Annotated in this window: 14 protein-coding genes and 2 pseudogenes; 3 read left to right on the forward strand and 13 right to left on the reverse strand. The window is 34.9% G+C overall.

The window, feature by feature from the left end:
* Positions 1-129 precede the first annotated feature (129 nt).
* Positions 130-678 (forward strand): Kelch repeat-containing protein, encoded by a 549-nt coding sequence (locus tag P5P87_RS11145; RefSeq protein ID WP_278022589.1) that lies wholly within the window; start codon positions 130-132, stop codon positions 676-678.
* A gap of 77 nt (positions 679-755) precedes the next feature.
* On the opposite strand, the gene P5P87_RS11150 is transcribed toward P5P87_RS11145, so the two are convergent.
* The 4 genes and pseudogenes from P5P87_RS11150 to P5P87_RS11165 all read right to left on the reverse strand — a co-directional run bounded on the left by P5P87_RS11150 (position 756) and on the right by P5P87_RS11165 (position 8760).
* On the reverse strand, positions 756-3020 hold the full coding sequence (locus P5P87_RS11150) for an aconitate hydratase (protein WP_278022590.1): 2265 nt from the start codon (positions 3018-3020) through the stop codon (positions 756-758).
* 127 nt (positions 3021-3147) lie between these two features.
* Positions 3148-5919, reverse strand: a complete 2772-nt coding sequence (locus P5P87_RS11155) for a bifunctional aconitate hydratase 2/2-methylisocitrate dehydratase (protein ID WP_198857518.1) — start codon at positions 5917-5919, stop codon at positions 3148-3150.
* 378 nt (positions 5920-6297) lie between these two features.
* Positions 6298-7252 (reverse strand): annotated as a pseudogene (locus P5P87_RS11160) (AAA family ATPase).
* A 78-nt stretch (positions 7253-7330) separates the two neighbouring features.
* A pseudogene (locus P5P87_RS11165) lies at positions 7331-8760 on the reverse strand (peptidylprolyl isomerase).
* A gap of 489 nt (positions 8761-9249) precedes the next feature.
* On the opposite strand from P5P87_RS11165, the gene P5P87_RS11170 reads away from it, so the two are divergent.
* Together P5P87_RS11170 and P5P87_RS11175 are read left to right on the forward strand one after the other, a co-directional pair.
* Positions 9250-10692 carry an alpha-amylase gene (locus P5P87_RS11170; protein WP_278022592.1) on the forward strand — a complete coding sequence of 481 codons (1443 nt, stop codon included), beginning with the start codon at positions 9250-9252 and terminating at the stop codon, positions 10690-10692.
* A gap of 149 nt (positions 10693-10841) precedes the next feature.
* Positions 10842-12434, forward strand: a complete 1593-nt coding sequence (locus P5P87_RS11175; protein ID WP_278022593.1) for a peptide chain release factor 3 — start codon at positions 10842-10844, stop codon at positions 12432-12434.
* Between the two features lie 316 nt (positions 12435-12750).
* Here the strand turns inward: P5P87_RS11175 and P5P87_RS11180 are convergent, their stop codons facing one another.
* The 9 genes from P5P87_RS11180 to secE form a co-directional block, all read right to left on the reverse strand.
* Positions 12751-13062 carry a DUF3467 domain-containing protein gene (locus P5P87_RS11180; protein WP_012024017.1) on the reverse strand — a complete coding sequence of 104 codons (312 nt, stop codon included), beginning with the start codon at positions 13060-13062 and terminating at the stop codon, positions 12751-12753.
* 11 nt (positions 13063-13073) lie between these two features.
* Positions 13074-17384 (reverse strand): DNA-directed RNA polymerase subunit beta', encoded by a 4311-nt coding sequence (gene rpoC / locus P5P87_RS11185; RefSeq protein ID WP_278022594.1) that lies wholly within the window; start codon positions 17382-17384, stop codon positions 13074-13076.
* 260 nt (positions 17385-17644) lie between these two features.
* Positions 17645-21457, reverse strand: coding sequence for a DNA-directed RNA polymerase subunit beta (gene rpoB, locus P5P87_RS11190; protein WP_177210640.1), 3813 nt, complete (start codon positions 21455-21457; stop codon positions 17645-17647).
* A gap of 264 nt (positions 21458-21721) precedes the next feature.
* Positions 21722-22093: a 50S ribosomal protein L7/L12 gene (rplL, locus tag P5P87_RS11195; RefSeq protein WP_008466917.1), complete on the reverse strand. Its 372-nt coding sequence runs from the start codon at positions 22091-22093 to the stop codon at positions 21722-21724.
* Positions 22094-22185: 92 nt separating this feature from the next.
* Entirely contained in the window at positions 22186-22689 is a 504-nt protein-coding gene (gene rplJ, locus P5P87_RS11200; RefSeq protein ID WP_091492767.1) for a 50S ribosomal protein L10, read from the reverse strand.
* Positions 22690-22711: 22 nt separating this feature from the next.
* Positions 22712-23401 carry a 50S ribosomal protein L1 gene (gene rplA, locus P5P87_RS11205; protein ID WP_278022595.1) on the reverse strand — a complete coding sequence of 230 codons (690 nt, stop codon included), beginning with the start codon at positions 23399-23401 and terminating at the stop codon, positions 22712-22714.
* A gap of 13 nt (positions 23402-23414) precedes the next feature.
* Positions 23415-23852 (reverse strand): 50S ribosomal protein L11, encoded by a 438-nt coding sequence (rplK, locus tag P5P87_RS11210; RefSeq protein ID WP_278022596.1) that lies wholly within the window; start codon positions 23850-23852, stop codon positions 23415-23417.
* Positions 23853-23919: 67 nt separating this feature from the next.
* Positions 23920-24471 carry a transcription termination/antitermination protein NusG gene (nusG, locus tag P5P87_RS11215; RefSeq protein ID WP_008466925.1) on the reverse strand — a complete coding sequence of 184 codons (552 nt, stop codon included), beginning with the start codon at positions 24469-24471 and terminating at the stop codon, positions 23920-23922.
* Positions 24472-24481: 10 nt separating this feature from the next.
* The gene (secE, locus tag P5P87_RS11220) at positions 24482-24679 is read right to left on the reverse strand and encodes a preprotein translocase subunit SecE (protein ID WP_008466927.1); all 198 of its coding nucleotides are present in this window, start codon (positions 24677-24679) and stop codon (positions 24482-24484) included.
* Between the last annotated feature and the right edge of the window lie 15 nt (positions 24680-24694).

Raw genomic sequence — 24694 nt, forward strand, 5'->3', positions numbered from 1 at the left:
AAACGCGAATATTTAGATAACGAAATTGAAGTTTTTGATCTAAACACAAATACCCTTGCAATTGATAAAACAAATCCACATCAAGCTATAAACTTTGCTTCTTTCACCTATAAGGATAACATCATTGTTATGGGTGGCTCAATAAGATCGACTGAAAGTGGTATAAAAACTTTTACTGATAAAGTACATTTGTACAATTTAACTTCTGGTCTATGGTATGAGCTAGAAAAAATGCCCGTAGCCCAAGAAGTAAAGGGAGTTTTGATTGGTGATAAAATATTTACAATTGGTAATACCAACAATAGAAGCTTTTCTGAAATTCAAAGTTTTGATTTAATAAATGAAAGCTGGAAAAGTGAAGCAACTTTGCTTTGTCGATTCGAAAATCCATCAGTTACATTCAATGATGAAACTATTTATATGTTTGAAGATGGAAAACTGCTCGTTTACAATATAAAATCGAAGCTAATCAAAGAGTACTATATTAAGCTTGAGCTAAAATCTGCCGCAATGCATTTTACTAATGACAAATTATACATTATTGGAGGATATGATTTCACCAATTACTATACCTCTCCTTCATCAAAAGTGTATAGCATCTCTATTGATGAGTTTGACACTACACGACCTTACCGAGTTAGGGTTTTATCAGAAAATAATTTAGCAAACAGGAATTAATTTTATCTGTAAATTTTGCACCAAAACAAAAAAAGCTCTGTTTTTACAGAGCTTTTTCAATATATAAAATCTAAATATTAAGCCTTTCCAGCGACAATTAAATTTAATGCAGAACCTGCAACAAACCAGCCTATTTGACCTTCGTTGTATGTATGATTTGCTAAGATAATATCTTTTGTGCCATCTGCATGAACAAACTCAATAGTTAATGGTTTTCCTGGAGCAAATTCTGTTAAATCTAAGAAGTTAATTGTGTCATCTTCTTGGATTTTATCATAATCTGCTTCATTTGCAAAAGTCAACCCCAAAAGACCTTGTTTTTTAAGGTTGGTTTCATGGATACGAGCAAAAGATTTTACCAATACCGCTTTAACTCCTAAGAAACGAGGTTCCATAGCAGCGTGCTCACGAGAAGAGCCTTCTCCATAGTTATGATCTCCAACTACAATAGACGGAACTCCTTCTGCTTTGTACGCACGAGCTACTGCAGGAACAGCATCATATTCACCAGTTAATTGGTTTTTAACTGAGTTCGTTTTTTGATTGTAAGCATTTACAGCTCCGATCAACATATTGTTTGAAATATTATCTAAGTGTCCACGGAAACGCAACCAAGGTCCGGCCATAGAAATATGATCTGTGGTACATTTTCCAAAGGCTTTGATTAATAATTTAGCACCTGTAATATTTTTACCATCCCAAGCATCAAATGGAGCCAATAACTGCAAGCGCTCTGAAGCTGGATTAACCACTACCTGAACGTTTGAACCATCCTCTGCTGGAGCCTGAAAACCTGGATCTTCAGCATAGAAACCTTTAGCAGGAAGTTCATCTCCTGTTGGTTCATCAAGCATTACCTCTTCTCCATCTTCATTGATTAATTTATCTGTCAATGGATTAAAACTTAAATCGCCCGCAATAGCCAAAGCTGTAACCAACTCTGGAGACCCTACAAAAGCTAACGTATTTGGATTACCGTCTGCACGTTTTGAGAAGTTACGGTTGAAAGAGTGAACAATTGTATTTCTTTCTTCTTTTTCCGCTCCTTCTCTATCCCACATACCAATACATGGTCCGCAGGCATTAGCAAAAACTGTTGCTCCAATTTTATGGAAAGTATCAATAAAACCATCTCTTTCGATTGTAGAACGGACAACTTCAGAACCCGGAGTGATTGTAAACTGTGATTTTGTTTTTAAATTTTTATCAGCAACTTGTCTTGCCAATGAAGCTGCACGAGAAATATCTTCATAAGAAGAGTTTGTACAAGAACCAATTAACCCCACTTGAATTTGTAAAGGCCAATTATTTTTAACCGCTTCATCTTTCATTTTAGAAATAGGAGTAGCCAAATCTGGAGTAAAAGGACCATTTAAGTGCGGCTCTAATGTAGATAAGTTAATCTCAATAACTTGATCGAAGTACTTTTCTGGATTAGCGTATACTTCTGGATCTCCAGTTAAGTAAGGAGCAATTTTATCCGCAGCATCAGCCACTTCTGCTCTATTTGTCGAACGAAGGTAACGACTCATTGAATCATCGTAACCAAAAGTTGAAGTTGTCGCTCCAATTTCAGCTCCCATATTACAGATAGTTCCTTTACCAGTACAAGACATAGCAGTAGCGCCTTCTCCAAAATATTCAACGATTGCCCCAGTACCTCCTTTTACAGTAAGAATACCTGCAACTTTAAGAATAACATCTTTAGGAGCAGTCCAACCAGATAATTTACCTGTTAACTTAACTCCAATAAGCTTAGGAAATTTAAGCTCCCAAGCCATTCCAGACATAACATCTACAGCATCTGCTCCACCAACACCAATTGCCACCATTCCTAATCCACCTGCATTTACAGTATGAGAATCGGTACCAATCATCATTCCGCCAGGAAATGCATAATTTTCAAGTACAACTTGATGAATAATTCCAGCTCCTGGTTTCCAGAAACCTATTCCGTATTTATTAGACACAGAAGACAAGAAGTCGAAAACCTCATTACTTTGTGTTTTTGCTCTAGCCAAATCAGTCACAGCATCTACTTTTGCCTGAATCAAGTGATCACAGTGAACCGTTGTAGGAACTGCCACTTTAGATTTTCCAGCATGCATAAACTGCAACAATGCCATCTGAGCAGTTGCATCTTGACAAGCTACGCGATCTGGTGCAAAATCAACATAATCAACTCCTCTTCCAAACGCCTTTGTCGGATTTCCGTCCCAAAGGTGGTTGTATAAAATTTTCTCTGTCAACGTAAGTGGACGTCCAACAATCTCTCGTGCTTTATCAACACGATTTGGCATGTTTTCGTACACTTTTTTAATCATTTCGATATCAAAAGCCATAAGTTCTATATTATTTTTTGTTTTTTTATTTTATTTTGAACATGACAAGTTACAAAAAATAGGAGAGTTAAAAAAGAAAAAGCCCGAGTTTATCGCTCGGGCTTTTGATATATTAATAATCGTAAGATTACATTACTAACGATTTATTAGAAGGTGCAAATTTAGTCAAGTTAATACCTTCAACCGCAGTTGTATATTCTGCTAATGTTGGAGTTCTTCCTAAAATTGTAGACAAAACTACAACTGGTGTAGAAGAAAGTAATGATTCCCCTTTTTTACCTTCTTTGTCTTCTACAACTCTACCTTGGAAAAGACGAGTTGAAGTTGCCATTACAGTATCTCCTTTTGCCGCTTTTTCTTGGTTACCCATACAAAGGTTACATCCTGGGCGCTCTAAGTATAGCATGTTTTCGTATTCTGTACGTGCAGCACCTTTTGGAGCATTATCGTCGAATTCGAAACCAGAGTATCTTTGTAAAACTTCCCAGTCACCTTCTGCTTTCAACTCATCAACAATGTTATAAGTTGGAGGAGCAACTACAAGAGGAGCATTAAATTCTACTTTTCCTGTTTGTGCCTCTACGTTTTTCAACATTTGAGCAAGGATTTTCATATCTCCTTTGTGAACCATACAAGAACCAATAAATCCAAGATCTACTTTTTTCTCTCCACCATAGAAAGATAATGGTCTAATTGTATCGTGAGTATAACGTTTAGAAACATCAGCATTGTTTACGTCTGGATCGGCGATCATTGGCTCAGCAATTTGATCCAAATCAACTACAACTTCAGCATAATATTTAGCATTTGCATCTGGAGTTAAAGCTGGTTTCTCTGCCGATTTAATTTCAGCAATTCTCTTATCAGCTTTATTGATCAATCCTTGAAGAACGTGTTTCTCGTTATCCATTCCTTTATCGATCATAATCTGGATTCTGCCTTTAGCAATTTCCAATGATTCGATCAAAGTATCATCTTCAGAAATACAGATAGAAGCTTTAGCTTTCATCTCTGCAGTCCAGTCAGTAAATGTAAACGCTTGATCGGCAGTTAATGTTCCAATATGAACCTCAATAATTCTTCCTTGGAAAACATTTTCTCCTCCAAATTGGTGAAGCATTTGAGCTTGAGTAGCATGAACCACATCACGGAAGTCCATATACCCTTTCATATCTCCTTTGAAAGTAACTTTTACAGATTCTGGAATTGGCATTGAAGCTTCTCCAGTAGCCAATGCAAGAGCAACAGTTCCTGAGTCAGCACCAAAAGCAACACCTTTTGACATTCTTGTATGTGAGTCACCACCAATGATGATCGCCCACTCATCAATAGTGATATCGTTAAGTACTTTGTGGATAACGTCTGTCATTGCATGATAAACACCTTTTGGGTCACGAGCTGTGATCAAACCAAAATCGTTCATGAATTTCATCAATTTAGGAATATTAGCCTGCGCTTTTTTATCCCAAACTGAAGCAGTGTGACAGCCAGATTGGTAAGCACCATCAACAATTGGTGAAATTACTGTTGCAGCCATAGATTCTAATTCTTGAGCAGTCATTAAACCTGTAGTATCTTGAGAACCTACAATGTTAACTTCTACACGAACGTCAGAACCAGCATGCAATACTTTTCCTGGAGCGATTCCAACTGCATTTTTGTTGAAGATTTTCTCAACAGCAGTAAGACCTTGTCCTTCGTGAGAAACCTCTTTTGAAGGCGCATACACTAAAGGAGCTTCAACATCTAAAACTTTCGCCGCTAATGTTTGAAGTTTTTTACCAAATACAATAGCATAAGAACCACCAGCTTTGATAAATTCCATTTTTTGAGGAGTAAATGCTTTAGAAATGTCGATCAATTCCTGATCTCCGTTATAAAGTTTTTTCTCTTTAATATTGATAGTTAAAACAGTTCCTGTAGCAACAGAATAAGTTTGCTCAAGAATTGGTTCATCGTTTTCGTTACGAATAACATTTCCTTCCGCATCAACTTTTTTAACCCAGTTTTTAAGGTCTAAACCTATACCACCAGTAACGTCAACAGTTGTTAGGAAAATTGGAGAAATTCCGTTTGTTCCACCAACAATTGGAGCAATATTTACGAATGGAATATAAGGGCTTGCTTGTTTTCCTGTCCAAAGCGCCACGTTATTTACACCTGACATTCTAGAAGAACCAACTCCCATTGTTCCTTTTTCAGCGATTAACATTACGCTTTTATCTGGATGCTGTGCTTGTAACGCTTTAATTTCTTGTTGCGCTTGAGGAGTAATCATGCACTGACCATGAAGTTCACGATCTGAACGAGAGTGAGCTTGATTTCCTGGAGAAAGTAAATCTGTTGAAATATCACCTTCACCAGCAATAAAAGTAACCACTTTAATTTCGTCTGCTACTTCTGGAAGTTTTGTAAAAAACTCAGCTTGAGCATAACTCTCAAGGATTTCTTTTGCAATTGCATTATCATTTTTGAATGCCTCTACCAAACGATCTGTATCTGCTTCGTAAAGGAAAACTTGTGTTTTTAGTACTTTCGCCGCTTCTTTTGCAATTACAGCGTCATTACCTAAAGCCAAATCTAATAATACTTCGATAGATGGTCCACCTTTCATGTGTGAAAGCAACTCAAAAGCAAAAGCTGGAGTGATTTCTTTTACTACTGATTGACCAAGAATAATTTCTTTTAAAAACTTTGCTTTTTCACCTGCAGCACTTGTAGTACCAGGTAATGTATTGTAAATAAAAAACTTAAGAGAGTCTTCGCGATGTGCGTTATCTGCATCTTTAATTTGGGAAATGATTTCGCTTAATAATTCAGCTCCATCGATTGGTTTAGGGTGCAACCCTTGATTTTTTCTTTCTTCAATTTCTTGAATGTAATCCTGATAAATATTCATAATAAAAGCGGATTTATTTTTTTGAGGCAAATTTAAGCATTAAAGACGATAATTAAAAAAATTTAATAGAACAAGCCTTTTCAAAAATTATTATTGTTAAAAAACGATTTTCAGTGCTTGTTTTTGCCAAAAAATCAATTTAATATTAAAATAATGAATTATTAATATTTAAAAATCTTTTCTTTAACAAAGTCGAAATTCAATGTTATAAAGCAAGTAAGTTTTTACATCTATTTTCGCAAAGAATCTTTCTAAATAAGTAATTATAACGTTATAGTTGGGATTTAAAACGTCATCTTGAAGACCTTTTTAGAGTCTCTGAAAACAAAAATCCTGACAATAAATTGTCAGGATTTCTATAAATGCAAATTTTAGATTTTACATTAGTTTTTTAATAATTACCTCTTCTGTTATACCTTCAGCATCAGCTTTATAATTTTTAATAATTCTATGCCTCAAAATACCCGTTGCCACAGCCTGAACATCTTCAATATCTGGCGAAAACTTTCCATTAAAAGCTGCGTGTGCTTTTGCAACAAGAATTAAATTTTGTGAAGCCCTTGGTCCTGCTCCCCAATCTAAATAGTTTTTTACAAAATCATTAGTCAAACTATTATCTGGACGAGTTTTACTTACCAAAGTTACTGCATATTCAATAACATTGTCTGCAACTGGAATTCTACGAATTAAATGCTGAAAATCGATAATTTCCTGAGCATTAAATAACGGATTAATTTCTGTTTTAACATCAGAAGTTGTTCGTTTAACTACCTGAACTTCTTCTTCAAAAGTTGGATATTCTAATTTGATAGCAAACATAAAGCGATCTAACTGCGCTTCAGGCAAAGGATAAGTTCCTTCCTGCTCAATAGGATTTTGAGTTGCTAAAACAAAATAAGGTAAATCTAATTTATGATGTTGCCCTGCAATCGTAACCGATCTTTCCTGCATGGCTTCAAGTAGAGCGGCTTGTGTTTTTGGAGGTGTTCTGTTTATCTCATCCGCCAAAATAATATTAGAAAAAATTGGTCCTTTAATAAATTTGAAGTTTCTATTCTCATCCAAAATTTCGCTTCCTAAAATATCAGAAGGCATTAAATCTGGTGTAAATTGAATTCTTTTAAAATCTAGCCCTAAAGCCTGAGATAAAGTATTTATCATTAAGGTTTTTGCCAAACCTGGAACTCCAATTAAAAGTGCGTGTCCCCCAGAAAATATACAAAGTAAAATTTGATCTACAACGGCGTCTTGCCCTACAATAATTTTCGCTATTTCTTTTTTTAATTCGTTTCTTTTTTGAACTAAATTGTGAATTGTCTGCTACGTCAGACATTTATAAATGTATTTAAAATTAAAAAGAGTTAATTCTATGAATTCATAAAACTAACTCTTTTTATTTATTTATTAAAACTTATTTTTTCAACCAATTGTTTGCAAACGTACAGTCTTTATATTCTCCAATAATTTTGATATACGTGTCTTTAATTTTAGCATCAAACCATTTTGCTATTGCATTGATTTGTTTTTCTTTTAATGCCAATTCTTTAATTTTAGTATAATCCTTCGCGTAATCAGCTGTATGCTCGTCAATTCTATTTGTAACCGTAATTAACTTATACGTCTTTTTACCTTTATCATCTGTATTTAAAAGTGGTTGAGAAACTTCGTCTCCTTTCAAATTTGAAACTTGGCTATATAAAGTTGGATCCATTTTTGTCAACTCAAAACGAGTATCTTGTGTTGTTGGATTTACCAATGTTCCTCCGTTTGCTCTAGTTTCTTTTTCATCAGATTCTGTTCTTGCGACTTCGGCAAAAGTCACCTCTTTATTGACAATTTTATTTCTAATATTTGTAATTCTTTCTTTAGCTTCTTTTAAAGTCGCTTCTGAAACAGTTGGAGAAATCAATATATGACGAAGCTCTACTTCTTGCCCTTTAATTTTTTCTACCATAATAATATGAAATCCGTAAATTGTTTCAAATGGTCGCGAAATTTCTCCTGCCTGTAAACTAAAAGCAACATCTTTAAATTCTTTCACAAAAGGAGTTTTTCTTGTCATTTTGTAATATCCTCCATTTGGAGCAGATCCAGGATCTTGAGAATATAAAACTGCTTTTGTAGCAAAACTAGAACCTTCAAGAACATCTTGTCTTATGGCATTTAATCTATCTATTACTTTTTGCTTATCTTCTTTAGAAACTTTTGGCTCAACAACGATATGAGCAACTTCCATTTCTGCTCCAAAAGTTGGCAATTCATCTTTTGGGATTTTCTTAAAGAAATTACGAACTTCCTCTGGAGTAATCTCAACATCTTTTACAATCTTATCCCTCATCTCACTAGCCAATTTCTGCTCTTTTAAGATATCTGCAAAATAGGTTTTAAATTCTTCAACAGAACCTTTTTTATAGTATTCTACTACTTTATTGATATCTCCAACTTGCTGTGTCATATAATTAAGACGTTCCTCCATCATACTTCTAACTTCAGCATCGCTTACAATAATACTATCCTGAATTGCTTGGTGAGCATATAATTTATCTTCCAAAAGTTTACCAAGCATCTGGCATCTTGTAATATCCTTTACAGATCCACCTTGTGCAGTAATTTCTAAAAATCCTTTGTCGATATCAGAATCTAAAACGATATAATCTCCTACTGTAGCGATAATTCCGTCAATTTTCATTTTTCCGCCAGAAGGAGTTTCAACTGGCTTTTGAGCAACAACATCAGGAATAACTTCTTGCGCTGTGATGATTGAAGTAAAAAAAGAAAAAAACAAATTGTTAGTGCAAACCTGTAATCAATTGTTTTTAGCTGTAATTTTTTTAATAGCATTATTTTAAATTTTATTTGAATGTAAGCCTGTTTTAGATAATCCCCCAGAAACTATATATGTTCGTCAAACATAAATAATTAAAGTATAGTTCTTTCGTAACTTATAACGAACAAAAATAACAATTCAATTACATAATCCAACTATCGGATATACTATTAACAAAAAATTATAGGATAGTTCGATTTCAATCTGCAAAATCATCTATTTCAGCTTTTTCAAATCACTTACAGGGACTTTTCTAATTGACTTTAAATCTTGATTTTAAACAACCAATAAACTGCTTATTATAAGCATTATAAAAAAAGTTCTTAACACTACAACGTTTTCGTAAAGAACTATTTTCTTACAAATTAAAATTAAATCAAAAAACATTTACTTTAGATGCGTAATTATCAATTTAGAGCATCTAAAAATAGTAATATCTACTTTTTTTAGAGCTTTAAGTTAAAGAATTACAAAGCTTACTATTTAACTTAACCACATCTATTATGAAAAAACCTATTTTAAAATTATGCCTTATTATGGCATTTAGCGGACTATTGTATTCGTGTTCTCAAAATGAAATCAATGAGTCGGATGCAAAAGCTGAAAGTCAAAAATTTAAAGTAATTGATGTTACACATCATGACGGAAAACCTTTTAGCACGGGAGTTTCGAGTACTTCTGCAACAGGAAAATATGTTGACAATCCTGGCGGTGGCGTTATGATGCAGGCTTTCTACTGGGATGTTCCATCTGGAGGAAATTGGTGGAATACCGTAAGCGAGAAAGTAACTGCATGGGGAAATGCTGGAATTGGCTCAATTTGGCTTCCACCCGCTTCTAAAGCCCAAAACGGAGCTTTTTCTATGGGGTATGACCCAACAGATTATTTTGATTTTGGAGATTACAACCAAAATGGAAGCACTGAAACAAGATTTGGATCTAAAGCTGAGTTAGTAAGCTTAATTACAGCGACTCATAATGAGAATATAAAAGTGTATGCCGATATCGTAATCAATCATAATAGTGGAGGGCAATCTGAAGCTAATCCTTTTACTGGAACAAATACTTGGACCAATTTTACAGGAGTAGCATCGGGTAAATTTCCTCGTAACTATAATGATTTTTACAAAAATAGTTATGGAAACAATGACGAAGGATCTTTTGGAGGTTTTCCAGATTTGTGCCACGCTGCACCAAATGTTCAAAACTGGCTTTGGCTTAGAGCTGATGGTGTTGGTAAGTATTATAAAAACACTATGAAATTTGATGGATGGCGATTTGACTACGTAAAAGGTTTTGGCCCTTGGGTTGTAAATGCTTGGAATGCAAACGTAGGTGGATTTTCTGTTGGAGAATATTGGGATTCTAACGTAAATACGCTTGAATGGTGGGCTAATAATGCAAACAGTTCTGTGTTTGATTTTGCTTGTTACTATAAAATGAATGATGCCTTTGACGGAAACAATTTGGCTTTATTGAATGATGATATGATGTGGAAACGTAATCCGTATAAAGCAGTAACTTTTGTAACCAACCATGATACTGATGAAATTTGGAACAAATTACTAGCCTATTCTTACATCTTAACTCATGAAGGTTATCCAACTATCTTCTACAGAGATTATGAAGAATGGCTAGACAAAAACAAACTAAACAACTTAATTTGGATTCATAACAATAAAGCAACTGGAACAACCTCTATTTTATATTCTGATAATGACGAATATGTTGCAAGAAGAAATGGATACAACGGAAATCCGGGATTGGTAGTTTACATTAACAACTCTGATGTTTGGCAAGAAAGATGGATTCAGACTAACTGGGCAAACACTCAAATTAAAGATTTCACAGGAAACTCAACTTGGTATCCAACTACTCAGGCAGATAAATGGGTAAAAATACAATGTCCTCCAAAAGGATATTCAATTTGGTCAATTAATCAGTAATTTTAAAAATGACTATTTAAGGCTGTTGCAAAACAGCCTTATTTTTTTGTTTTAAAATCCAGTTACAAGAAAGACTTCCAAATTTAAGAACTGAATATTTTTATAAAGCCGTAATTTAATAGTACTTTTGCAACCTATTTATACGAAATATGAGCTTTTTAAAAGAAATACAACGCAGAAGAACATTTGGAATTATATCGCATCCCGATGCCGGTAAAACGACATTAACAGAGAAATTGCTTTTATTTGGAGGTGCAATTCAAGAAGCAGGAGCTGTAAAAAATAACAAAATTAAAAAAGGCGCAACTAGTGACTTTATGGAAATCGAACGCCAAAGAGGTATCTCGGTTTCAACTTCTGTGCTTGCTTTTAATTATAAAGATAAAAAAATCAACATCCTTGATACTCCTGGACACAAGGATTTTGCTGAAGATACATTTAGAACTTTAACTGCTGTTGATAGCGTAATTGTTGTGATTGACGTTGCAAAAGGGGTTGAGGAGCAGACAGAAAAATTAGTTGCTGTTTGTAGAATGCGTAACATTCCAATGATTGTTTTTATCAATAAATTAGACCGTGAAGGTAAAGATGCTTTCGATCTAATGGATGAAGTAGAACAAAAATTAGGCTTAAAAGTAACTCCTTTAAGTTTCCCAATTGGAATGGGTTATGATTTCCAAGGAATTTATAACTTATGGGAAGAAAACATTAACCTTTTCAGCGGAGACAGCCGTAAAAATATCGAAGAAACAATTGCTTTTTCTGATGTGCAAAACAATCCAGAATTAGATAAAATTGTTGGTGAAAAAGCAACAAATAAACTTCGTGAAGAATTGGAATTGATTGATGAGGTTTATCCAAAATTTGAACGTCAAGATTATTTAGATGGAAAAATTCAGCCCGTATTCTTTGGTTCTGCTTTAAATAATTTTGGAGTTCGCGAGTTGTTAGATTGTTTCATTACAATTGCCCCATCTCCGAGAGCAAAAGATTCTGAAACTCGTACGGTTGAACCTACAGAAGAAAAAATGTCTGGATTTGTTTTCAAAATCCACGCAAATATGGATCCGAAGCACCGTGACCGTTTAGCATTTATTAAAATCGTTTCTGGAACTTTTGAAAGAAATAAACCGTATTACCATGTTCGTCAGAAGAAAAATTTAAAATTCTCAAGTCCGAATGCTTTTTTCGCTGAGAAAAAAGAAATTGTAGATATTTCTTATCCAGGTGACATTGTTGGTTTACACGATACTGGAAACTTTAAAATTGGAGATACTTTAACTGAAGGCGAAATCATGAGTTTTAAAGGAATTCCGAGTTTCTCTCCAGAACACTTTAGATACATCAATAATGCTGACCCTATGAAAGCCAAGCAATTAGAAAAAGGGGTTGATCAGTTAATGGATGAAGGTGTTGCTCAGTTGTTTACTTTAGAAATGAACAACCGTAAAGTTATCGGAACTGTTGGTGCACTTCAGTATGAGGTAATTCAATACCGTTTGGAGCACGAATACGGAGCAAAATGTACTTACGAGAACTTCCCTGTACACAAAGCATGCTGGGTAAAACCTGACGATGCTAAAAATGAAGAATTTAAAGAGTTTAAACGTATCAAACAAAAATTCCTTGCTCACGATAAGTATGGTCAATTGGTATTCTTAGCAGACTCTGATTTTACAATTCAAATGACGCAAAGCAAATATCCATCTGTAAAATTATACTTTACATCGGAGTTTGATTAAATCTAAACTTTAAAGAAATATAAAAAGGCTGTTTAAAATTTTAAACAGCCTTTTTATTTAGCTTCTCTTTCATACCAGCAAAAAAGTTTACATAAAAAAAGCGCTAATTCTAAAATCAGCGCTTTTTTATAATTTGAATTAAATCAACCTTACTAAGTCATTATATTTCAAAATTTAATCTTTTTTAGGCTATCCCAAATTAAGATAAAACACGGTTAAAACGAAATTTAGTCGACCAAAGTAAATTAAATCAGACAAACTGCATTTTCATTTCTGTATTCCAATAAAAAAGCCCCTTAAAAAGGGGCTTAAAAATTTATGCTTGTCCAGCAGGACCAAAATTAAGCGGAATTGGTGCTTGTTCCGTTTCTTTGATTTCGCCATGAGCAGCTTCAAATCTGTGGATGTTTTCACCTATTGCTCTCAATAATCTTTTAGCATGTTGTGGTGTCAAAACAATTCTTGACTTTACCTTGGCTTTAGGAATACCTGGCATAATGCTCACAAAATCTAAAACAAATTCTGATGATGAGTGATTGATAATCGCAAGATTAGAATAAATTCCTTCTGCAATTGTTTCGTCTAACTCAATGTTAATTTGCTCTTGTTGTTGTTTCGGATTACTCATAGTTTCCCTAATTAATAAATGTATTCTTCTTTATTAGCCATCATTTCGTTGTAATCGTCTTTAGATCCTACGATAGTGTTATCGTATTCTCTCATACCAGTTCCCGCAGGAATTCTATGTCCAACAATTACATTTTCTTTTAATCCTTCTAGATCATCTACTTTACCAGCTACAGCAGCTTCGTTAAGTACTTTCGTTGTCTCCTGGAATGAAGCCGCAGAAATGAATGATTTAGTTTGTAACGAAGCTCTTGTAATACCTTGAAGAACTGGCGTTGCAGTTGCAGTAATTACGTCTCTTGCTACAACAAGATTTTTATCATTTCGTTTCAATAATGAATTTTCATCACGTAATTCACGAGGTGTAATAATCTGACCTGGTTTCAATACTGAAGAATCTCCAGCATCTTCAACTACTTTCATACCGTATAATTTATCGTTTTGAACGATGAAATCTTTAGTGTGAATTAATTGATCCTCTAAGAATAAAGTATCACCTGGATCCTGAACTCTTACTTTACGCATCATTTGACGAATAACTACCTCAAAGTGCTTATCATTAATTTTTACCCCTTGTAAACGGTAAACCTCTTGAATTTCATTTACCAAGTACTGTTGAACAGCAGCTGGACCTTGAATTCTTAAGATATCATCTGGTGTAATTGCACCGTCAGACAATGGAACTCCCGCTCTTACGAAGTCATTTTCTTGTACTAAGATTTGACTAGAAAGTTTAACTAAATACTTTTTAATCTCACCAAATTTAGATTCGATAACGATCTCACGGTTACCTCTTTTGATTTTTCCAAAAGATACAACACCATCAATTTCAGATACAACCGCTGGGTTTGAAGGGTTACGAGCTTCTAAAAGCTCAGTAATTCTTGGTAAACCTCCCGTGATATCGCCTGCTTTAGAAGAACGACGTGGGATTTTTACTAATACTTTACCTGCTTTAATTTTCTCACCGTTTTCAACCATTAAGTGTGCACCTACTGGTAAATTGTAAGAACGAATCAATTCACCTTCTTTACCATAAACTAATAAAGTTGGAATTAATTTTTTGTTTCTAGCTTCAGAAATTACTTTTTCCTGGAAACCAGTCTGCTCATCGATCTCAACCATGAACGATTGTCCTTGCTCTAAATCTTCGTAAGCAATCTTACCAGTAAACTCAGAAACAATTACACCGTTATACGGATCCCATTTACAGATTACAGTTCCTTTAGCAACAGTATCTCCATCGTTAACAAAAATACTAGATCCGTAAGGAATGTTATGTGTATTTAAAACAATTCCAGTTTTCTCATCAACTAATTTTAATTCAGTTGAACGTGAAACTACGATATCAACAGAGTTACCTTCTCCGTCTTCTCCTTTAACTGTTTTTAAATCTTCAATTTCAAGTCTACCTGCGAATCTTGTAATAATACTAGACTCTTCAGAGATACCTCCAGCAACCCCTCCAACGTGGAACGTACGAAGTGTCAACTGTGTACCTGGCTCTCCAATAGACTGAGCCGCAATAACTCCGACAGCTTCACCTCTTTGTGTCATCTTACCAGTAGCTAAGTTTCTACCGTAACATTTAGCACAAATACCTTTTAAAGCTTCACAAGTTAATGGAGATCTAACTTCTACTTTTTCAATTGGAGAAGCTTCTATAGTTCTCATAATTGATTCTGTAATTTGCTCTCCAGATTTAACCATTACTTCGTTAGTAAGAGGATTAATAACGTCTTGTAATGCAACACGTCCTAAAATTCTCTCTCCTAAAGATTCAACGATTTCCTCATTTTTCTTCAATGCAAGAACTTCAACACCTCTTAAAGTTCCACAATCTTCGATGTTAACAATAACATCTTGAGAAACGTCATGAAGCCTTCTTGTCAAGTAACCAGCATCGGCTGTTTTAAGAGCCGTATCCGCAAGACCTTTACGAGCACCGTGAGTAGAGATAAAGTACTCAAGAATCGAAAGACCTTCCTTAAAGTTAGAAAGAATCGGGTTTTCAATAATCTCACCACCACCAGCAGTAGATTTTTTAGGCTTAGCCATCAAACCACGCATACCAGTTAACTGACGAATCTGTTCCTTAGAACCCCTCGCCCCAGAGTCAAGCATCATATATACAGAGTTGAAACCTTGTTGGTCTTCTCTAATATTTTTCATTGCTAACTCTGTTAACTGAGCATTTGCTGAAGTCCATACGTCAATAACTTGGTTGTAACGCTCGTTATTTGTAATAAGACCCATGTTATAGTTAGTTGAGATACCTTCAACTTGCTCTCTAGCATCTGCAATTAACTTCGTTTTTTGTTCTGGGATTCTAATATCACCTAAAGAGAATGATAAACCTCCTCTAAATGCGAATTTATACCCCATATCTTTCATATTATCCAAGAAAGCTGCCGTTGTAGGTACATCAGTCACACTTAAAATGTGTCCGATAATATCTCTAAGGTTTTTCTTAGTCAATACGTCATTGATATATCCAGTTGCTTCAGGTACTACTTCGTTAAATAATACACGTCCTGCAGTTGTTTGAATGATTTTGTACACTAATTCTCCAGCGTCATTAAAATCTTTTGCTCTAATTTTCACACGAGCATTCAATTCTAATCTTCCTTCGTTTAATGCAATGTTTACTTCTTCAGCAGAATAGAAAGTCAAATCCTGACCTAAAATAATGTGATCTTCTGTAGAAATACGTTCTTTGGTCATATAGTATAGACCCAAGACCATGTCCTGAGAAGGTACAGTAATTGGAGCACCATTTGCAGGGTTCAAGATATTGTGAGAAGCCAACATTAATAATTGTGCCTCTAAAATAGCCTCTGGTCCTAATGGTAAGTGAACCGCCATCTGGTCACCATCGAAATCGGCGTTGAAAGCCGTACATACTAATGGGTGTAACTGGATCGCTTTTCCTTCAATTAATTTTGGTTGGAATGCTTGAATACCAAGTCTGTGCAAAGTAGGAGCACGGTTCAGTAATACTGGGTGTCCTTTAATTACGTTTTCAAGGATATCCCAAACTACAGGCTCTTTCTTATCAATAATTTTCTTAGCAGATTTTACTGTTTTTACAATACCTCTTTCGATCAATTTACGGATAACGAAAGGTTTGTATAACTCAGAAGCCATATCTTTTGGCAATCCGCACTCATATAATTTTAACTCTGGACCAACGACAATTACCGAACGAGCAGAATAATCCACACGTTTTCCTAAAAGGTTTTGACGGAAACGTCCTTGCTTACCTTTTAAAGAGTCAGATAATGATTTTAATGGTCTGTTTGATTCTGTTTTAACAGCAGAAGCTTTACGAGTGTTATCGAATAATGAATCTACAGATTCTTGCAACATACGTTTTTCGTTTCTTAAGATAACTTCTGGAGCTTTAATCTCCATTAATCTTTTCAAACGGTTGTTACGGATAATTACACGACGGTATAAGTCGTTCAAATCTGAAGTTGCAAAACGGCCTCCATCAAGTGGCACAAGCGGACGTAATTCTGGTGGGATAACTGGAACCACTTTCATAATCATCCATTCTGGACGGTTTTCGCGGTTTTCGTTAGACTCACGGAAAGACTCAACTACTTGTAATCTTTTTAAAGCCTCAGTTTTTCTTTGTTTAGAAGTCTCGTTGTTAGCGCTGTGTCTTAATTCATAAGATAAAGCATCTAAGTCAATACGAGCTAATAAATCCATAATACACTCTGCTCCCATTTTGGCAACAAATTTATTTGGATCTAAATCATCTAAATATTGGTTTTCTTGTGGAAGAGTATCTAAAATGTTTAAGTATTCTTCTTCAGTTAAGAAATCAAGTCTTTGTAAAGATTCTCCATCTGCATTTTTAGCAATACCTGCTTGGATTACCACGTATCTTTCGTAGTAAATGATCATATCTAATTTCTTAGATGGAAGACCAAGAATATAACCAATTTTGTTAGGAAGAGAACGGAAGTACCAGATATGAGCAATTGGCACAACAAGGTTGATGTGTCCTACTCTATCACGACGTACTTTTTTCTCAGTAACTTCAACACCACAACGGTCACAGATGATACCTTTGTAACGAATTCTTTTATACTTACCACAAGCACATTCGAAATCTTTTACTGGTCCGAAGATTCTTTCGCAGAAAAGTCCATCACGCTCTGGCTTGTGAGTTCTATAGTTAATAGTTTCTGGCTTTAAAACCTCTCCTCTTGATTCTTTCAAGATAGATTCTGGTGAAGCCAATCCAATAGAAATTTTGTTAAATCTTTTTACTGGATTCTTATCTTTATTATTGTTTCTGTTATTCATCATAGTTTTTACTATTGATTTATTTGCAATTAAAAAATTGAATTTAGATTTATAATCTACTCTTTAAAAACTAAAGAGTTAATCATTCAGCTACTACCTCGGGTTACTTCTCTAAACTTCAAATTCTTATTTGAAGTGCTAGTCATAAAATGCCTTGCATTGTTATAAAAAATCGGAACGGTTTACGGGTATAAATCTTTAAAAACTTATTATAAATGAGTAATCAGTCCCGATAAAAATCGGGACTGATTCCAAAACTTTTATTATTCTTCCAAACGAAGATCTAAACCTAGACCTTTCAATTCGTGCATTAATACATTGAATGATTCTGGTAAACCTGGTTCTGGCATAGTTTCACCCTTAACGATAGCTTCGTAAGTTTTAGCTCTACCAATAACGTCATCAGACTTCACAGTTAAGATTTCACGTAATGTACTAGAAGCTCCATAAGCCTCAAGTGCCCAAACCTCCATCTCTCCAAAACGCTGACCTCCAAATTGAGCCTTACCTCCAAGTGGCTGTTGCGTAATCAATGAGTATGGTCCGATAGAACGTGCGTGCATCTTATCATCAACCATGTGTCCTAATTTAAGCATGTAAATTACACCCACAGTTGCTTTTTGTGCAAAACGCTCTCCAGTTCCACCATCATAAAGATAAGTATGTCCGAAACGTGGTACGTTAGCTTCATCAGTCAAAGCATTGATCTCGTCAAGAGAAGCACCGTCGAAAATTGGAGTAGCAAATTTTCTACCCAAGTTCATACCCGCCCATCCAAGAACAGTCTCATAAATCTGACCAATGTTCATACGTGAAGGTACCCCAAGTGGATTCAATACGATATCTACTGGTGTTCCATCTTCTAAGAAAGGCATATCTTCATGACGAACGATTCTAGCAACAATACCTTTGTTACCGTGACGTCCCGCCATTTTATCACCTACTTTTAACTTACGTTTTTTAGCGATATAGATTTTAGCCAATTTCAAGATTCCAGATGGTAATTCATCTCCAACTGTAATAGTGAATTTCTCTCTTCTTAAAGCTCCTTGTAAGTCGTTCAGCTTAATTTTATAGTTATGAATTAAATCATTAACCATTTTATTTGTAGCATCATCAGCAACCCATTGACCTTTGCTTAAGTGAGCAAAATCTTCTACTGCGTAAAGCATTTTTTGAGTATATTTTTTACCTTTTGGCAAAACTTCTTCACCCAAATCGTTCATTACACCTTGAGATGTTTTTCCGTTAACGATCAAGAATAATTTTTCAACTAATCTGTCTTTTAATTCAACAAATTTAGTTTCAAACTCCATTTCTAAAGCGCCTAAAGCATCTTTATCCTGAGTACGTTTACGTTTATCTTTTACGGCTCTTGCAAATAATTTTTTGTCAAGAACTACACCATGTAAAGATGGAGAAGCTTTTAATGAAGCATCTTTTACATCACCTGCTTTATCTCCGAAGATTGCACGAAGCAATTTCTCCTCTGGAGTAGGATCTGATTCCCCTTTTGGTGTAATTTTTCCGATCAAAATGTCGCCAGGTTTAACCTCTGCTCCAATTCTAATCATACCGTTTTCATCTAAATCTTTAGTAGCTTCTTCAGAAACGTTAGGAATATCGTTTGTTAACTCTTCGTTTCCTAACTTAGTATCTCTAACCTCTAATGAATAATCATCAACGTGGATAGAAGTAAAAATATCATCGCGAACTACTTTTTCAGAAATTACAATCGCATCCTCGAAGTTGTACCCTTTCCATGGCATGAACGCAACTTTTAAGTTTCTACCTAAAGCTAATTCTCCATTTTGAGTAGCATATCCTTCAGACAATACTTGTCCAGGAACAACTCTATCACCTCTTCTTACGATAGGTTTCAAGTTGATACTTGTACCTTGATTGGTTTTTCTAAATTTAATTAAGTTGTACGTTTTCTCATCAGCATCAAAACTTACCATTCTTTCGTCTTCTGTACGATCGTATTTAATAGTAATGATGTTAGCATCTACGTATTCAACAGTACCATGCCCTTCAGCATTGATCAATACTCTTGAATCTGAAGCTACCTGACGCTCTAAACCTGTACCAACAATCGGTGCTTCAGGACGGATCAAAGGAACTGCCTGACGCATCATGTTAGATCCCATCAACGCACGGTTCGCATCATCATGCTCCAAGAAAGGAATCAAAGATGCAGAAATCGAAGCGATCTGGTTAGGAGCAACGTCTGTATAATGAACTACAGATGGTTCAACAACTGGGAAGTCACCTTCCTCACGAGCAATTACATTGCTAGCTGTAATTTTACCAGTTTCGTCCATTTCAATGTTTGCCTGAGCAATCATTTTACCTTCTTCTTCTTCAGCACTTAAGTAAACTGGAGTACTTTCTAAATCAACTACACCATTTGTTACTTTACGGTATGGAGTTTCAATGAATCCCATTCCGTTAACTTTTGCATAAACACCAAGAGATGAAATCAAACCAATGTTTGGTCCCTCAGGAGTTTCAATCGGACATAAACGACCATAGTGAGTATAGTGAACGTCACGAACCTCGAAACCAGCTCTCTCTCTCGAAAGTCCACCTGGTCCAAGTGCAGAAAGTCTTCTTTTGTGTGTAATCTCAGCTAATGGATTCGTTTGGTCCATAAATTGAGATAACTGGTTAGTTCCAAAGAAAGAGTTGATAACTGATGATAATGTTTTAGCATTGATCAAATCAATTGGTGTAAACACCTCGTTATCTCTAACGTTCATTCTCTCACGAATAGTTCTAGCCATACGTGCTAAACCAACACCGAATTGTTGAGACAATTGTTCACCAACTGTTCTAACACGACGGTTTGATAAGTGGTCGATATCATCAATCTCTGCTTTAGAGTTGATCAATTCGATCAAATATTTAACGATTGTAATAATATCCTCTTTAGTAAGCACTTGCTTATCCATAGGGATATCTAAATCTAATTTTTTGTTCATTCTGTAACGACCAACTTCACCTAAATTATAACGTTGATCAGAGAAGAACAATTTATCTATAATACCACGAGCAGTTTCCTCATCAGGCGGTTCAGCGTTACGCAACTGACGGTAAATGTGCTCTACAGCTTCTTTTTCAGAGTTTGTTGGATCTTTTTGTAACGTATTGTGGATAATAGCATAATCTGCTTGGTTATTATCCTCTTTGTGTAACAAAATAGATTTTACGTTAGAATCGATGATCTCTTCAACATTATCTTTGTCGATAATTGTATCACGATCAAGGATGATTTCGTTACGTTCGATAGAAACTACTTCTCCAGTATCCTCATCTACGAAATCCTCGTGCCATGTATTCAATACACGTGCAGCAAGTCTTCTTCCAATATATTTCTTAATACCAGTTTTAGAAACTTTAATTTCTTCAGCTAAGTCGAAAATTTCAAGGATATCCTTATCTCTTTCGAAACCGATAGCACGGAATAAAGTCGTTACAGGTAATTTTTTCTTTCTATCGATATAAGCGTACATTACGCTGTTGATATCTGTAGAGAATTCTATCCAAGAACCTTTAAAAGGAATTACTCTCGCAGAATAAAGTTTAGTTCCATTTGCGTGGAATGACTGTCCAAAGAAAACCCCTGGAGAACGGTGTAATTGAGATACTACAACACGCTCGGCACCATTAATAACAAAAGTACCACTAGGAGTCATGTAAGGAATTGTTCCAAGATAAACATCTTGTACAATAGTTTCAAAATCTTCGTGTTCTGGATCTGTACAGTATAGTTTTAACCTAGCTTTTAAAGGCACACTATAAGTAAGACCTCTCTCTATACATTCTTGAATTGTATAACGTGGAGGATCAACAAAATAATCTAGGAATTCCAATACAAAGTTGTTTCTTGTATCTGTAATTGGGAAGTTTTCCATGAAGGTATTGTATAACCCTTCGTTGCCTCTTTCGTCAGATTTCGTTTCTAATTGAAAGAAATCTTTAAAAGATTTAACCTGAACATCTAAGAAATCTGGATAATCAGGGATATTTTTTGTAGAGGCAAAATTCAATCTTTCAGTCTGATTTGTTATCATCAATGGACAAAATTTTGATTAAAAAAAGTAATTTTTGTTTGTGTAAACACACTGTTTAATCTATACTTTCTTATTATAATCAATACATCTTTAAAAATTAATTCTATAAACTAAGTCTAATTTTCTTTCTTCGTATTGATCAAAAACTTTTTCGTATTTTAAACTATGGGATAATAAAACTTAATATATTTTATTATACGAAAAATGGTTTAGGCCTTTGAGTGTTAACTCAAGACCTAAACCTAGTTCTTAAACTGAGTTTAATTATTTAAGCTCAACAGTAGCTCCAGCCTCTTCTAAAGATTTTTTAAGACCTTCAGCCTCTTCTTTAGAAACACCTTCTTTAACGTTGCTTGGTGCACCGTCAACTACATCTTTAGCTTCTTTAAGACCTAAACCAGTTAATTCTTTAACTAATTTTACAACAGCTAATTTAGAAGCTCCTGCATCTTTCAATACAACTGTAAATTCAGTTTGTGCTTCTTCAGCAGCACCGTCTCCTCCACCAGCAGCAACTACTACAGCAGCAGCAGCAGGCTCGATTCCGTACTCATCTTTTAATATTGTTGCTAATTCGTTAACTTCTTTAACTGTTAAGTTAACTAATTGTTCTGCGAATTGTTTCAAATCTGCCATTTTTTCTATCGTTTAAAATGATTTGTGTAAAAAATATAATTTAATTATTGTGCGCTAATTAAGCAGTAAGGAAATAAACTCCCTTACGATAATTACTCTGCTCCTTCTTCTTCGCTTCCAGCGAATTTGTTTTGTAAAGCAGAAATAATTCTTTGAGCTGGAGATTGTAATAATCCAATGATTTCTCCGATAAGCTCTTCTTTAGATTTAATTGTAGCTAATGCATCTAATTGGTTATCACCAATATATACTTCAGAATTGATGTAAGCTCCTTTTAAAACTGGTTTATCAGATTTCTTACGGAAATCTTTGATAATTTTTCCAGGTGCGTTAGCAACATCAGAAATAAAGATAGCACTGTTACCTGATAAAACTGTAGGTAAATCACCATAATCATTATCAGAAGCTTCCATTGCTTTTGCAAGCAAAGTGTTCTTTACAACTTCTAATTTGATACCTGCTTTGAAACAAGCTCTACGTAAGTTTGAAGTTGTCTCTGCGTTTAAACCAGAAATATCAGAAATGTAAATGATATTTGTACCAGCTAACTGCGCAGTTAAATTTTCAATCGCGATTGATTTTTCTTCTCTAGTCATACTAAAAATTTTTAACTACCAATTATACTGCTTTTGGGTCTAATGCGATAGCAGGACTCATTGTGCTTGTAAGGTGAATACCTTTGATGTATGTACCTTTAGCAACAGTTGGTTTAAGTTTTATTAATGTTTGAATAATTTCGTGTGCGTTGTCAACAATCTGCTCAGCCCCAAAAGAAACTTTACCGATTCCTGCGTGTACGATACCAGTTTTATCAACTTTAAAGTCAATTTTACCAGCTTTAACTTCTTGAACAGCTTTAGCAACATCCATAGTTACAGTACCTGTTTTAGGGTTTGGCATTAAACCTCTAGGTCCTAAAATACGACCTAATGGACCTAATTTACCCATAACAGCAGGCATAGTAATGATCACATCAACATCTGTCCAACCGTCTTTAATTTTTTGTAAGTAATCGTCAAGACCAACGTGATCTGCTCCAGCTTCTCTAGCTTCCGCTTCTTTATCTGGAGTAACCAATGCTAATACTTTAACGTCTTTTCCTGTTCCGTGAGGTAAAGTAACTACACCTCTAACCATTTGATTCGCTTTTCTTGGATCAACACCCAAACGAACTGCGATATCAACAGACTCATCAAATTTTGCAGAAGCAACAACTTTAATTAATGCAGCAAGATCTTTTAAAGAGTATAATTTGTTCTTTTCAATTTTTGAAGCGACCTCTTTTTGCTTTTTTGTTAATTTTGCCATTTCTTTTTCTTAATTAAAAAGGAGCATCTCCTGATACAGTTATACCCATAGATCTAGCTGTTCCAGCAACCATACTCATAGCTTTCTCAATTGTGAAAGCGTTTAAGTCTGGCATTTTGTCTTCAGCAATAGTTCTAATTTGTTCCCAAGTAACGCTTGCTACTTTTTTACGATTAGGCTCACCAGAACCAGATTTTAGCTTTGCGACTTCCATTAACTGAACTGCTGCTGGAGGAGTCTTAACAACAAAATCAAATGATTTGTCTTTGTACACAGTGATTTGCACTGGACAAATTTTGCCAGGTTTATCTTGAGTTCTAGCATTAAATTGCTTACAGAACTCCATGATGTTTACCCCAGCAGCTCCTAAAGCAGGTCCAACCGGTGGCGACGGGTTCGCAGCACCTCCCTTAACTTGTAGTTTAACTACCTTACTAATTTCTTTAGCCATTTTTAAAAAATTTTACACTGTAATCAATGGAAGCGATTACAATGGTTTATTATAGTGTAACAAAAAATTATACTTTTTCAACTTGCATAAAACTCAATTCTAATGGAGTCTTTCTTCCGAAAATCTTAACCATTACCTCAAGCTTACGCTTTTCTTCATTGATTTTCTCAACAGATCCATTAAATCCATTGAAAGGTCCATCAATAACCTTAACAGTTTCACCAACACTAAATGGAATAGAGCGAGTATCTGTATTTACAGCTAGCTCATCTACCTTACCTAACATACGGTTTACTTCAGAAAGTCTTAAAGGAACCGGCTCTCCACCTTTAGTTTCCCCTAAAAATCCAATAACACTAGTAATTGACTTAATAATATGAGGAATCTCACCAACTAAGTTAGCTTCGATCATAACATATCCAGGAAAATACACTTTATCCTTAGATGATTTTTTCCCATCTTTTACAGTAACCACTTTTTCAGTAGGAACCAAAACTTGAGAAACATAATCCTCCATACCTAATCTCGCAATCTCAGTCTCGATATAAGCTTTCACTTTATTTTCTTGACCACTAACCGCTCTAACTACGTACCATTTTTTCACATTATTATCTGCCATCACAAAAAAATTATCCTTTTAACCAGTTAAAAAATCCAGCCAAAGCTTTTGCAAAAAATTCGTCTACTCCCCAAGTTGCCAAAGCGAATAAGATCGAAAATACAGCCACAACAATTGTCAATTTTTGTACTTCAGCCCAAGCTGGCCAAGTAACATTTGACTTTAACTCTTCGAAAGCCTCTGATAAATAATTAGTAACTTTTGTCATTTGATATATTTTTTA

The organism is Flavobacterium ginsengisoli (genome assembly GCF_029625315.1).
Lineage (GTDB): Bacteria > Bacteroidota > Bacteroidia > Flavobacteriales > Flavobacteriaceae > Flavobacterium > Flavobacterium ginsengisoli.